The following is a 13,306-nucleotide window of genomic DNA, read 5'->3' on the forward strand; positions in this document are numbered from 1 at the left end:
CCACGCGAACCCGCAGGTGAGAGCGGCGAAAGGGGCGCCGAGGAGCGCGCGGAACCCGCCGCTCTCTTAGGGGGCTCTTAGAACCCTGTGCAACCCTTCTTGGTGCTTCGACGTCTGACGAGTGTCGACAATCCGTGCCTGAACACCGGGGCAGGGGGCAATCGGGAAGCACCGAGAACTGAGGAGACCATGGCCGAGCAGGGCGCACGCAACAGTCGAATACGCGGGGCGGGAAAGCGCCGCAAGCAGCCCAGCGGGCGCCGCCGCGCCGTGCGGATCGCCGCGTGGAGCGCGGCAGGGGTCGTACTCGTCGGCGGGACCGGCCTCGGCTACGTGTACTTCAAGCTCAACGGCAACCTCAAGGGCGTCGACATCAACGCCCAGCTCGGCACCGACCGCCCGCAGAACGTCGACAACGGCTCGGAGGACATCCTGGTCCTCGGCTCGGACTCGCGGGCCGGCGCCAACAAGGAGTACGGCACGGACGACGGCGGAGCCCGCTCCGACACCGCGATGATCGTCCACGTCTACCAGGGCCACAAGAGCGCGAGCGTCGTCTCCATCCCGCGCGACACCCTGGTCACGCGCCCCTCCTGCACCACCGACGACGGCAAGAGCGACCCCGGCGGCAAGCGCCAGATGTTCAACACGGCGTACGAGGTCGGCGGCCCGGTCTGCGCCGTCAAGACCGTCGAGCAGATGTCCGGCATCCGCATGGACCACTACGTCGAGGTCGACTTCACCGGCTTCAAGAAGCTCATCGACCAGCTCGGCGGGGTGCCCGTCACCACCAACAAGCCGATCAAGGACGACAAGAGCCACCTCGACCTGCCGGCCGGCAAGCACACCCTCAACGGCGAGCAGGCGCTCGGCCTCGTACGGACCCGCCACGGCGTGGTCGGCGACGGCAGCGACCTGGGCCGTATCCAGCTCCAGCAGGCCTTCATCAAGGCGCTGATCAGCCAGGTCAAGAGCGTCGGCGTCTTCGGCAACCCCGCCAGGCTCTACGGTCTCGCCGACGCCGCCACCAAGGCGATCACCACCGACACCGATCTGAGCTCGGTGAACTCGCTGATCGGTTTCGCGAGCGGCCTCAAGGGGCTGGACGCGTCCAACGTCAAGATGATCACGCTGCCGGTGCAGTACGACAAGCGCGACCCCAACCGCGTCAGCCCTCTGGAGGAGCAGTCGCGCCAGGTGTGGGACGCCCTCGCCAAGGACCAGCCGATCCCGGCGTCCGCCACCGCCGACTCGGCGGGCGACAAGGGCACGGCCGGTGGCTACGTGGCTGGTCAGTAGGGCCGCGGCGGGGCTGGGGGGATGCCAGGGCCGCGCCGGGGGAGAGCCCCGGCGCGGGCGGGGGAATAGTTCCGCCTCCACCCCGGTTTTGGGAGATGCGCCCAGTCCTGGCAGACTGGTACGTCGGCCCCGGTTCACGTATGCGCAATCCGCGTCTGCGACCCGGCGCCCTCCCGAACCTAGGAGACACCTTGAAGCGCGACATCCACCCCGAGTACGTCGAGACCCAGGTCAGCTGCACCTGTGGCGCGGCTTTCACCACCCGTAGCACGATCGGCGGCGGCTCCATCCGCGCCGAAATCTGCTCCGAGTGCCACCCGTTCTACACGGGCAAGCAGAAGATCATGGACACCGGCGGCCGCGTGGCCCGCTTCGAGGCCCGCTTCGGCAAGGCCGCTGCCGGCTCCGCCCAGAAGTAGCGAGCCCACTGCGCCGGTCCGTGGCGCCTCCTTCCCGGGGGCGCCGCGACCGGCGCTTTGCCGTCAAGACCTACTTCTCCGCTCTTCCCCGCTCTTCTCTGTCTTTCTCCGTTTGAAATCCCAGGAGCCACCGATGTTCGAAGCGGTCGAGGACCTGATCGGCGAGCACGCCGATCTCGAGACGAAGCTCGCCGACCCTTCGGTCCACGCCGATCAGGCCAACGCGCGCAAGCTGAACAAGCGCTACGCCGAGCTGACGCCGATCGTGGGGACCTACCGCGCCTGGAAGCAGGCCGGCGAGGACATCGAGACGGCCCGGGAGTTCGCGGCCGACGACCCCGACTTCGCCGCCGAGGTCAAGGACCTGACAGCGCAGCGCGAGGAGCTGACCGAAAAGCTCCGCCTGCTCCTGGTCCCGCGCGACCCGAGCGACGACAAGGACGTACTCCTGGAGATCAAGGCGGGTGCGGGCGGTGACGAGTCGGCCCTGTTCGCCGGCGACCTCCTGCGCATGTATCTGCGCTACGCCGAGCGCGTCGGCTGGAAGACCGAGATCATCGACTCCACCGAGTCCGACCAGGGCGGCTACAAGGACGTCCAGGTCGCCGTGAAGACCAAGGGCGGCCAGGGCGCAACCGAACCCGGCCAGGGCGTCTGGGCGCGGATGAAGTACGAGGGCGGTGTGCACCGCGTGCAGCGCGTGCCGGCCACCGAGTCGCAGGGCCGCATCCACACCTCCGCCGCCGGCGTGCTGGTCACGCCCGAGGCCGAGGAGGTGGACGTCGAGATCAACATGAACGACCTGCGCATCGACGTGTACCGCTCCTCGGGTCCCGGCGGTCAGTCCGTCAACACCACCGACTCCGCCGTGCGCATCACGCACATCCCCACCGGCGTCGTCGCCTCCTGCCAGAACGAGAAGAGCCAGCTCCAGAACAAGGAGCAGGCCATGCGCATCCTGCGCTCGCGGCTGCTGGCCGCCGCCCAGGAGGCCGCCGAGCAGGAGGCCGCCGACGCCCGCCGCAGCCAGGTGCGCACCGTCGACCGCTCCGAGAAGATCCGGACGTACAACTTCCCGGAAAACCGCATCTCGGACCACCGGGTCGGCTTCAAGGCGTACAACTTGGACCAGGTCCTCGACGGCGACCTGGACGCCATGATCCAGGCCTGCGTCGACGCGGACTCCGCCGCCAAGCTCGCGGCCGCCCAGTAATCCCCACCCCCGTACGACTGCCGGAGGACCAGCGTGCAGCAAAACTCTGGGGGGCGAACCCCAGGCCCCCGAAGCGTGCTGCTTGCCGAAGTGGCCCAGGCCACCCAGCGGTTGGCCGACGCGGGCGTGCCCTCGCCGCGCTTCGACGCGGAAGAGCTCGCCGCGCACATCCACGGCGTGAAGCGGGGAGAGCTGCACCACGTCAAGGACGCGGACTTCGACGCCCGCTACTGGGAGGCCATCGCCCGCCGCGAGGCGCGTGAGCCGCTTCAGCACATCACCGGCCGCGCCTTCTTCCGCTACCTCGAACTCCACGTCGGGCCAGGGGTGTTCGTGCCCCGCCCGGAGACGGAGTCGGTGGTGGGCTGGGCCATAGACGCCGTCCGCGCGATGGACGTCGTCGAGCCGTTGATCGTCGACCTGTGCACGGGCTCGGGCGCCATCGCGCTCGCCATGGCGCAGGAGGTGCCGCGTTCGCGCGTGCACGCCGTGGAGCTGTCCGAGGACGCCCTGGCGTGGACACGGAAGAACGTCGAGGGGTCCCGCGTCGTTCTCCACCAGGGCGACGCCCTCACCGCGCTGCCCGAGCTCGACGGTCAGGTCGACCTGGTCATCTCCAACCCGCCGTACATCCCGCTCACCGAGTGGGAGTACGTCGCCCCCGAGGCCCGCGACCACGATCCCGAACTCGCGCTGTTCTCCGGTGAGGACGGTCTCGACACCATCCGGGGCATCGAACGCACCGCGCACCGCCTCCTGCGGCCCGGCGGGCTCGTCGTCATCGAGCACGCCGACACCCAGGGCGGCCAAGTGCCGTGGATCTTCAACGAGGAGGCCGGCTGGGCGGACGCGGCCGACCACCCCGACCTGAACAACCGCCCGCGCTTCGCCACCGCCCGCAAGGCCACACCGTGACCAGCCCCACCCCCCAGACCGCGTACGTGTACGAGGAGGCCCGCTAATGGCTCGGCGATACGACTGCAACGACGCGACGGACCGCACCACCGGTCTGCGTGAAGCCGCTGCCGCCGTCCGCCGCGGCGAGCTCGTGGTGCTGCCGACGGACACCGTGTACGGCATCGGCGCGGACGCCTTCAGCTCGCAGGCCGTCACCGACCTGCTCGACGCCAAGGGCCGGGGCCGCAACATGCCCACGCCCGTGCTCATCGGCTCGCCCAACACCCTGCACGGCCTGGTCACCGACTTCACCGAGCAGGCCTGGGAGCTCGTCGACGCGTTCTGGCCGGGCGCCCTGACCCTGGTCACGCGCCACCAGCCGTCCCTCCAGTGGGACCTCGGCGACACCCGGGGCACCGTCGCCATCCGGATGCCGCTGCACCCCGTCGCCATCGAGCTGCTGACCGAGGTCGGCCCGATGGCCGTGTCCTCGGCCAACCTCACCGGTCACCCCTCGCCCGAGGACTGCGACGCGGCCCAGGGCATGCTCGGCGACTCCGTCTCGGTGTACCTGGACGGCGGCCCCACCCCGGGCATCGTGCCCTCCTCCATCGTGGACGTGACCGGCAAGGTCCCGGTGCTGCTGCGCGCCGGCGCGCTCGACGCGGACGAGCTGCGCAAGGTGGTACCCGACCTCGAGGTGGCCAATTGACCGCCCCTGAGGGGCGTGGCATAGGCACGGTCCACCCAACGGTGGACTCGTTCCGCATCCTCCACGTCAGCACCGGCAACGTCTGCCGCTCGCCGATCACCGAGCGGCTGACCCGCCATGCCCTGAGCGACCGCCTCGGGGACCCGTTCACGGGTGGCCTCATCGTGGAGAGCGCCGGCACCTGGGGGCACGAGGGCGCCCCGATGGAGGCCAACGCCGCCGCCGTGCTCGCCGACTTCGGGGCGGACGCCACCGGCTTCACCGGGCGCGAACTCCTCGACGAGCACGTCATCACCGCCGACCTGGTCCTCACCGCGACCCGGGACCACCGCGCCCAGGTCATCTCGATGGGCCACTCGGCGGGCCTGCGCACCTTCACCCTGAAGGAGTTCACGCGCCTGGTGCGGGCCATAGACCCGGCCACCCTGCCCGATCCGCTCCAGGAGGGCATGGTCGAGCGGGCCAGGGCCCTGGTGCGGGCCGCTGCGGCGCTGCGCGGGTGGCTGCTCGCGCCCAGCGCGGAAGCCGACGAGGTCAACGATCCCTACGGCGCCCCGATCACGTTCTTCCGCTCCATCGGCGACGAGATCAACCAGGCGCTCGACCCGGTCGTGACCGCGCTGACGGGCGTCTCGACCCACCGCTGACAGCACCACTGACACCACCCGAAGCACCACCCGGAGTACCGCCCGCCCGCACACCGGGCGCGCGTAGCACCCGCGACCTACGCTGGACGCATGTCCGTCACGTCCGCAGTTGGCACTGAACTCGCCGGGCTCGACGCCGTGAGGCGGCAGGACCCCGACATGGCCGACGTGCTGCTCGGTGAGGCCGAGCGGCAGGCCACCTCGCTCCAGCTGATCGCCGCCGAGAACTTCACCTCGTCGGCCGTGCGCGCCGCTCTCGGCTCGCACCTGGGCAACAAGTACGCCGAGGGGTATCCCGGCGCCCGCCACCACGGCGGCTGCGAGGTCGTCGACGTCGCCGAACGCGTCGCAGTCGAACGCGCCAAAGCCCTCTTCGGGGCCGCCCACGCCAACGTACAGACGCATTCGGGCACTTCGGCGGTGCTCGCGGCCTACGCGGCGCTCCTGAAGCCGGGAGACACCGTTCTGGCGATGGGCCTGCCCTACGGCGGACATCTCACGCACGGCTCACCCGCCAACTTCTCGGGGCGCTGGTTCGACTTCGTCGGCTACGGCGTCGAGCCCGACACCGGGCTCATCGACTACGGCGAGGTGTGGGACCTGGCGGCCGAGCACCGGCCCCGGGCCATCGTGTGCGGCTCCATCGCCTACCCCCGCCACCCGGACTACCGGGCCTTCCGGGAGATCGCGGACGACGTGGGCGCCTACCTCATCGCGGACGCCGCGCACCCCATGGGCCTGATCGCGGGAGGAGCTGCGCCGAGCCCTGTCCCGTACGCCGACGTGGTGTGCGCGACCACCCACAAGGTGCTGCGCGGCCCGCGCGGCGGGCTCGTCCTGTGCGGCGCCGACCTCGCCGCCCGCATCGACCGCGCCGTCTTCCCCTTCACGCAGGGCGGCGCGCAGATGCACACCATCGCGGCGAAGGCGATCGCCTTCGGCGAGGCGGCCACGCCCGCCTTCACCGCCTACGCCCACCAGGTCGTCGTCAACGCCCGCACCCTCGCCGAGGGCCTGCTCGCCGAGGGGTTCGGGGTGGCCACCGGTGGCACCGACACCCACCTCGTGCTCGCCGACCCCGCGCCGTTCGGCGTCGACGGCCGCGCCGCGCGCGGGCGCCTCGCCGGCGCCGGCCTCGTCCTGGACAGCTGCGCGCTGCCGCATGCCGAGGCCCGCGGCATCCGGCTCGGCACCGCCGCCGTCACCACCCAGGGCATGGGGGAGACGGAGATGGCCAGAATCGCGGTGCTGTTCGCGATGGCGATGCGCGAGGATCCGAGGGCGCGGGCGGGCGTACGGGAGCTGGCGGAACGGTTTCCTCCTCCTTAAGGGGCCGGAGCGGTCGGGAAGAAGGCCCGAATTCACGCTCCGGCCCGCATTCACAGGGTGCGCATACGGGAAAAATGCTGGCTTATCCCCGCTTCCGGGGGGTACCCGCAACCATCCGCCGGATCCGGATGTCCTCAACCACATGCGCGCGAAGCTAGGGTGTGGGGCTGAGATGGCCAGCGATACCTCTGGGGCAGCCCGTGCGTGAATACCTGCTGACGCTCTGCGTCACGGCCGCGGTGACCTATCTGCTCACCGGGCCGGTGCGGAAGTTCGCCATCGCCGTGGGCGCGATGCCGGCGATCCGTGCGCGCGACGTGCACCGGGAGCCGACGCCGAGACTCGGCGGCATCGCCATGTTCGGCGGCCTGTGCGCGGGACTGCTGGTCGCCGACCATCTCGACGGGCTGAACGCGGTCTTCAGCCAGTCCAACGAACCACGGGCGCTGCTGTCGGGCGCGGCCCTGATCTGGCTGATCGGCGTCCTGGACGACAAGTTCGAGATCGACGCCCTGATCAAGCTCGGCGGACAGATGATCGCCGCAGGCGTCATGGTGATGCAGGGTCTGACCATCCTGTGGCTGCCCATCCCCGGTATCGGCTCGGTCTCGCTGACCTCCTGGCAGGGCACCCTGCTCACGGTGGCCCTCGTCGTGATCACCATCAACGCGGTGAACTTCGTGGACGGCCTCGACGGCCTGGCCGCAGGCATGGTGTGCATCGCCTCCGCGGCGTTCTTCATGTACGCCTACCGGCTCTGGTACGGGTACGGAATCGAGGCGGCCGCCCCCGCCACCCTCTTCGCCGCCATCCTCATGGGCATGTGCCTGGGCTTCCTGCCGCACAACATGCACCCCGCGCGGATCTTCATGGGCGACTCGGGTTCGATGCTCATCGGGCTCGTCCTCGCCGCCGGCGCCATCTCCATCACGGGCCAGGTCGACCCGGACGCGATGAAGCTCAACTTCGGCGGCACCCGCGACGCCACCCACGCGATGCTGCCGGTCTTCATCCCGCTGCTCATGCCGCTGACGATCATCGCCATTCCGATGGCCGACCTGGTGCTCGCGATCGTGCGCAGGACCTGGAACGGACAGTCGCCGTTCGCGGCGGACCGCGGACACCTGCACCACCGGCTTCTGGAGATCGGGCACTCGCACAGCCGGGCGGTGCTGATCATGTACTTCTGGTCGGCGCTCATCGCGTTCGGCGCGGTCGCCTACTCGGTGCACTCGGCGTCGATGTGGATCGTGCTGATGATCGTCGCGCTGAGCGCGGTCGGGCTCGTCCTGCTGCTGCTGCCGCGGTTCACGCCGCGCGCCCCCCGGTGGGCCGAGCGGTTCGTGCCGCCGCGCTACCGACGGGTCAAGGGCGGCGCGTCGGCTGCCTCGCGCGGAGCGGCCGCTCACGAAGAGGCCGACGAGGAGGGGACGGCACAGGACGACGAGGCAGCCGAGGCGGCCGAGGAGCGTACTCCCGTGGCGGCCGGTGTCTCCGGCGTCAACGGAGCGACCGCCATCGGCCCCCGTTCGCGTTTCCCCGACCGACGGAAGACCGGTGCGTCGCGCTGACGAATTGCCGCGTCGACGCCCAATACCAGACATCTCGCCGCCCGTTGCGCACAAACGCGCAGCATCACTCTCAAGTGTGACGGGCAGCACACTCTCATGGTAAAGACCTCATCAAATAGTTTGTGATACGGTTCACGAGACCCGGCGCCAGAGCCGAAGGACCGTAGTGCGACGGTCCGTTGGCCTGAGATACCAACTCGGCCCGGGCTTACGCTCGTCCATGACGACACCACTTTGCCCCCACCAGCAAGCGGAGCTGCCGCCATGCCGTCCAACGACGCACGCACCCTTCTCCAGACCGCCCTGCCCACCGCTGCCGCCGGCGCTGTCGCGACCGTTGTCAGCGGCGTGGTCGCGGGTGGCAAGGGGGCACTGGGTGCCATCGTCGCGACGCTGGTCGTGATCCTCTTCATGGGTATCGGACTCGTCGTCCTGCAACGCACCGCCAGGTCCTACCCGCAGCTGTTCCAGGCCATGGGCCTGGCGCTGTACACGGCTCAGCTGCTGCTGCTGTTCATCTTCGTCGCGGTCTTCAAGAACACGACGCTGTTCAACCCAAAGGCCTTTGCCATCACGCTGGTTGCGCTGACCCTCGCATGGATCGGCGCGCAGGCACGCGCGCACATGAAGGCCAAGATCCTTTATGTCGAGCCGGATTCCGCCAAGACCGAAAAGTCCGTAACGCCGGGATCGAAATCGTGAACGGTAGGGGCGGGATAAGTGCGAGTTCTGGACCCTGCTATCGTCCGGTGCCAACTGCGGCACTGCGGGCCTGGGCATCTGAGCTGACGCCTGCTCGATCGCGAGGCTTGATGCCCGACCGCCGCCCCATCATCCGAAACACCAGTCCAGTGCCGAACCGCGGCTGCGCGCCGCGCCGACACAACGAGGTTGCCGTACCCATGCGCCACGCTGAAGGAGCCCGCGGTGAGTGCTGATCCGACGCAGGTGCTCGCCTTCGAGACCAACTGCCACCTTTTCGACGGGTGTGGCTTCCCGGCTCCCGGCCTGCACTCGTTCCTGTTCAAGCCCCTCTGGGGCGACGGTGACAGCAACCTGTACTTCAACAAGACGATGTTGCTGGCCCTGCTCGGTTCGGTCGTCATCGTGGCCTTCTTCTGGGCGGCCTTCCGCAAGCCGAAGCTCGTCCCAGGCAAACTGCAGATGGTCGCCGAGGCCGGCTACGACTTCGTGCGCCGCGGCATCGTGTACGAGACGATCGGCAAGAAGGAGGGCGAGAAGTATGTGCCCTTCATGGTCTCGCTGTTCTTCTTCGTCTGGATGATGAACCTCTGGTCGATCGTTCCGATCGCCCAGTTCCCGGTGACGGCGATCATCGCCTACCCGGCCGCCATCGCCGCGATCGTCTACCTCATGTGGGTGTGCCTGACGTTCAAGCGGCACGGATTCGTCGGTGCCTTCAAGAACTTCACGGGCTACGACAAGTCGCTCGGCCCGGTGCTGCCGCTGTCGATGACGATCGAGTTCTTCTCGAACCTCATCGTCCGCCCCTTCACGCACACCGTGCGACTGTTCGCCAACATGTTCGCGGGCCACACGCTGCTGCTGCTCTTCACGATCGCCAGCTGGTACATGCTCAACGGCATCGGCATCGCGTACTCGGCGGTCTCGTTCACGATGGTCATCGTCATGACCGCCTTCGAGCTCTTCATCCAGGCTGTCCAGGCCTACGTCTTCGTGTTGCTGGCCTGCAGCTACGTTCAGGGCGCTCTCGCCGAGGGCCACTGACCCAGCCACACCCCCCAAGCCATCAGACGTCCGGTGGCCAACCCCCACCGGTCCATGAAAGAAAAGGAAGAACCGGCATGTCCGCTCTCGCGCAGACCGTCGCCGCTGGCGTCGAAATCAAGGGCAACCTGGGCTCCATCGGCTACGGCCTTGCTGCCATCGGCCCCGGCGTCGGCGTCGGCATCATCTTCGGTAACGGTACGCAGGCGCTGGCCCGTCAGCCCGAGGCCGCCGGCCTCATCCGCGCCAACCAGATCCTCGGCTTCGCCTTCTGTGAGGCGCTTGCCCTCATCGGCCTGGTCATGCCGTTCGTCTACCCGACTGTCTGACGCAGTCCTCGGATTGCATTTTTAGACGAAAGGCACTGATGTGAACCTCACCATGGTTCAGCTGGCGGCCGAGGAGCAGGAAAACCCGCTCATCCCGCCGTGGCCTGAGCTCGTCATCGGCCTCATCGCCTTCGTCATCGTCTTCGGCTTCCTCGCCAAGAAGCTCCTTCCGAACATCAACAAGGTTCTGGACGAGCGTCGTGAGGCCATCGAAGGCGGGATGGAGAAGGCGGTAGCCGCTCAGACCGAGGCGCAGAGCGTCCTTGAGCAGTACAAGGCGCAGCTCGCCGAGGCCCGCCACGAGGCCGCGCGCCTGCGTCAGGAGGCGACTGAGCAGGGCACCGCACTCATCCAGGAGATGAGGGCGGAAGGCCAGCGGCAGCGTGAGGAGATCATCGCTGCCGGTCACGCCCAGCTCGAGGCCGACCGCAAGGCCGCCGCGCACTCGCTCCGTCAGGACGTGGGCAAGCTGGCGACCGACCTGGCCGGCAAGCTGGTCGGCGAGTCCCTTGAGGACCACGCCCGCCAGAGCCGCACCATCGACCGTTTCCTCGGCGAGCTCGAGGAGAAGGCCGAGGCCGTCCGATGAACGGCGCGAGCCGCGAGGCACTGGCCGCCGCACGGGAGCGTCTCGACGCGCTGATGGACCACACGTCCGTCGACGCGGCGAAGCTCGGCGACGAGCTGGCCGCCGTCACCACGCTGCTCGACCGCGAGGTCTCGCTGCGTCGGGTCCTGACCGACCCGGCGCAGCCCGGTGAGGCCAGGGCCCAGCTGGCCGCGCGTCTTCTCGGCGGTCAGGTGGGCGGCGAGACCGCCGACCTGGTGGGCGGCATGGTCCGCTCGCGCTGGTCGCAGTCGCGTGACCTGGTGGACTCGCTCGAGGAGCTGGCGAGCACCGCCGACCTCACCGCCGCGCAGCAGTCGGGCGCGCTCGACGACGTCGAGGACGAGCTGTTCCGGTTCGGCCGCATCGTCACCTCGAGCCCCGAGCTGCGCTCCGCGCTCACCAGCCGCACCGCCACGGTCGCGGCCAAGAGCGAGCTGCTGCGCGGTCTGCTCGGCGGCAAGGCGAACCCGGTCACTGAGCGCCTGGTCGTCCGTCTGGTGACCCGGCCGCGTGGACGTAGCCTGGAAGCGGGCCTCGAGTCCCTGTCCAAGCTCGCCGCGGGCCGCCGGGACCGGATGGTCGCGGTCGTCACCTCGGCGATCCCGCTCACGGACATCCAGAAGGCGCGCCTCGGCGCGGCTCTGGCGAAGATCTACGGCCGTCAGATGCACCTGAACCTCGACGTGGACCCCGAGGTCCTTGGCGGGATCTCGGTGCGTGTCGGCGACGAGGTCATCGAAGGCACCATCGCGGAACGCCTCGAAGAGGCGAACCGGCGGCTGGCGCGCTGACCCCCGGGTCGCGCACCAACTGAATTCAGCAACACCAGCGGCCCGGTTGGGCCGTGCAGAAATTGCGGAAGATTCCTGGGGGTCGGCCCCCAGACCCCTTAGAAACTTCGGGCCCAACAAGGAGAGCAGGGAACCCAGATGGCGGAGCTCACGATCCGGCCGGAGGAGATCCGGGACGCGCTGGAGACCTTTGTCCAGTCGTACCAGCCGGACGCGGCCTCGCGCGAGGAGGTCGGTACGGTCAGCGTTGCCGGCGACGGCATCGCGAAGGTCGAGGGTCTTCCCTCGGCCATGGCGAACGAGCTGCTGCGGTTCGAGGACGGAACCCTCGGTCTCGCCCTCAACCTCGAGGAGCGCGAGATCGGTGCGATCGTCCTCGGCGAGTTCAGCGGCATCGAAGAGGGCCAGCCGGTGCAGCGCACCGGTGAGGTGCTTTCGGTCGGCGTCGGCGAGGGCTACCTCGGCCGCGTCGTAGACCCGCTCGGCAACCCGATCGACGGCCTCGGCGAGATCGAGACCGACGGCCGCCGCGCCCTGGAGCTTCAGGCTCCTGGCGTCATGGTCCGCAAGTCGGTGCACGAGCCGATGGCGACCGGTTACAAGGCCGTCGACGCGATGGTGCCGATCGGCCGTGGCCAGCGTCAGCTGATCATTGGTGACCGTCAGACCGGCAAGACCGCTCTGGCCGTCGACACGATCATCAACCAGCGCGACAACTGGCGCTCGGGCGACCCGAAGAAGCAGGTCCGCTGCATCTACGTCGCCATCGGCCAGAAGGGCTCGACCATCGCCTCCGTGCGTGGCGCCCTGGAAGAGGCCGGCGCGCTGGAGTACACGACGATCGTCGCCGCGCCCGCGTCCGACCCGGCCGGCTTCAAGTACCTCGCCCCGTACACCGGTTCGGCCATCGGCCAGCACTGGATGTACGACGGCAAGCACGTCCTCATCATCTTCGACGACCTGTCGAAGCAGGCCGACGCCTACCGCGCCGTGTCCCTGCTGCTGCGCCGTCCGCCGGGCCGCGAGGCCTACCCGGGCGACGTCTTCTACCTGCACTCGCGTCTGCTCGAGCGCTGCGCGAAGCTGTCGGACGACATGGGCGCCGGTTCGATGACGGGTCTGCCGATCGTCGAGACCAAGGCGAACGACGTGTCGGCGTTCATCCCGACCAACGTCATCTCCATCACCGACGGCCAGTGCTTCCTGGAGTCGGACCTGTTCAACGCCGGTCAGCGCCCCGCCCTGAACGTCGGTATCTCCGTCTCGCGAGTCGGTGGTTCCGCGCAGCACAAGGCGATGCGCCAGGTGTCGGGCCGTCTCCGTGTCGACCTCGCCCAGTACCGCGAGCTGGAGGCGTTCGCCGCCTTCGGTTCCGACCTGGACGCGGCCTCCAAGGCCTCCCTCGAGCGCGGCAAGCGCATGGTGGAGCTCCTGAAGCAGCCGCAGTACTCGCCGTTCCCGGTCGAGGAGCAGGTCGTCTCCATCTGGGCCGGCACCACCGGCAAGATGGACGACGTGCCGGTCGAGGACATCCGCCGCTTCGAGGCCGAGCTGCTGGAGTACCTGCGCCGCGAGCGCAAGGAACTCCTCACCTCGATCGCCGAGGGCGCGAAGATGTCGGACGACACCCTTCAGTCCGTGGCCGACGCCATCGCCGGCTTCAAGCGGCAGTTCGAGACCTCGGACGGCAAGCTCCTGGGCGACGACGTGCCGGTCAGCACCAGCAAGTGACGACGACGG

General features: G+C 69.1%; 14 protein-coding genes. All 14 read left to right on the forward strand.

Annotation, left to right across the window (positions count from 1 at the left end; translation table 11 throughout):
* Positions 1-189: 189 nt before the first annotated feature.
* On the forward strand, positions 190-1,299 hold the full coding sequence (locus tag ABR738_RS27650) for an LCP family protein (RefSeq protein WP_350232662.1): 1,110 nt from the start codon (positions 190-192) through the stop codon (positions 1,297-1,299).
* A gap of 191 nt (positions 1,300-1,490) precedes the next feature.
* Positions 1,491-1,718 (forward strand): 50S ribosomal protein L31, encoded by a 228-nt coding sequence (gene rpmE, locus ABR738_RS27655; RefSeq protein WP_053726981.1) that lies wholly within the window; start codon positions 1,491-1,493, stop codon positions 1,716-1,718.
* A 133-nt stretch (positions 1,719-1,851) separates the two neighbouring features.
* Positions 1,852-2,931, forward strand: coding sequence for a peptide chain release factor 1 (gene prfA, locus ABR738_RS27660; protein ID WP_350232663.1), 1,080 nt, complete (start codon positions 1,852-1,854; stop codon positions 2,929-2,931).
* A 33-nt stretch (positions 2,932-2,964) separates the two neighbouring features.
* Positions 2,965-3,846: a peptide chain release factor N(5)-glutamine methyltransferase gene (gene prmC / locus ABR738_RS27665; RefSeq protein WP_350232664.1), complete on the forward strand. Its 882-nt coding sequence runs from the start codon at positions 2,965-2,967 to the stop codon at positions 3,844-3,846.
* A 46-nt stretch (positions 3,847-3,892) separates the two neighbouring features.
* The gene (locus tag ABR738_RS27670; protein WP_350232665.1) at positions 3,893-4,540 is read left to right on the forward strand and encodes an L-threonylcarbamoyladenylate synthase; all 648 of its coding nucleotides are present in this window, start codon (positions 3,893-3,895) and stop codon (positions 4,538-4,540) included.
* A complete protein-coding gene (locus ABR738_RS27675; RefSeq protein ID WP_350232666.1) occupies positions 4,537-5,187 on the forward strand; it encodes an arsenate reductase/protein-tyrosine-phosphatase family protein in 651 nt (216 codons plus the stop codon). The genes ABR738_RS27670 and ABR738_RS27675 overlap by 4 nt, the downstream gene beginning before the upstream one ends.
* Before the next feature lie 90 nt (positions 5,188-5,277).
* The gene (gene glyA / locus ABR738_RS27680) at positions 5,278-6,516 is read left to right on the forward strand and encodes a serine hydroxymethyltransferase (RefSeq protein WP_350232667.1); all 1,239 of its coding nucleotides are present in this window, start codon (positions 5,278-5,280) and stop codon (positions 6,514-6,516) included.
* 188 nt (positions 6,517-6,704) lie between these two features.
* On the forward strand, positions 6,705-8,087 hold the full coding sequence (locus tag ABR738_RS27685; RefSeq protein WP_350234769.1) for an MraY family glycosyltransferase: 1,383 nt from the start codon (positions 6,705-6,707) through the stop codon (positions 8,085-8,087).
* Between the two features lie 264 nt (positions 8,088-8,351).
* On the forward strand, positions 8,352-8,789 hold the full coding sequence (locus tag ABR738_RS27690) for a Cg1360 family ATP-synthase-associated protein (RefSeq protein ID WP_350232668.1): 438 nt from the start codon (positions 8,352-8,354) through the stop codon (positions 8,787-8,789).
* Between the two features lie 225 nt (positions 8,790-9,014).
* Positions 9,015-9,836 (forward strand): F0F1 ATP synthase subunit A, encoded by an 822-nt coding sequence (atpB, locus tag ABR738_RS27695; RefSeq protein WP_350232669.1) that lies wholly within the window; start codon positions 9,015-9,017, stop codon positions 9,834-9,836.
* Between the two features lie 77 nt (positions 9,837-9,913).
* Positions 9,914-10,165 carry an ATP synthase subunit C-like protein gene (locus ABR738_RS27700; RefSeq protein ID WP_350232670.1) on the forward strand — a complete coding sequence of 84 codons (252 nt, stop codon included), beginning with the start codon at positions 9,914-9,916 and terminating at the stop codon, positions 10,163-10,165.
* A gap of 52 nt (positions 10,166-10,217) precedes the next feature.
* Positions 10,218-10,754: a F0F1 ATP synthase subunit B gene (locus ABR738_RS27705; RefSeq protein WP_350234770.1), complete on the forward strand. Its 537-nt coding sequence runs from the start codon at positions 10,218-10,220 to the stop codon at positions 10,752-10,754.
* A complete protein-coding gene (locus ABR738_RS27710) occupies positions 10,751-11,566 on the forward strand; it encodes a F0F1 ATP synthase subunit delta (RefSeq protein WP_350232671.1) in 816 nt (271 codons plus the stop codon). Before ABR738_RS27705 ends, ABR738_RS27710 begins: the two co-directional genes overlap by 4 nt.
* A gap of 138 nt (positions 11,567-11,704) precedes the next feature.
* Positions 11,705-13,297 (forward strand): F0F1 ATP synthase subunit alpha, encoded by a 1,593-nt coding sequence (atpA, locus tag ABR738_RS27715; protein WP_350232672.1) that lies wholly within the window; start codon positions 11,705-11,707, stop codon positions 13,295-13,297.
* Positions 13,298-13,306: the final 9 nt, after the last annotated feature.

Origin of the sequence: Streptomyces sp. Edi4 (assembly GCF_040253615.1) — a bacterium.
GTDB lineage: Bacteria > Actinomycetota > Actinomycetes > Streptomycetales > Streptomycetaceae > Streptomyces.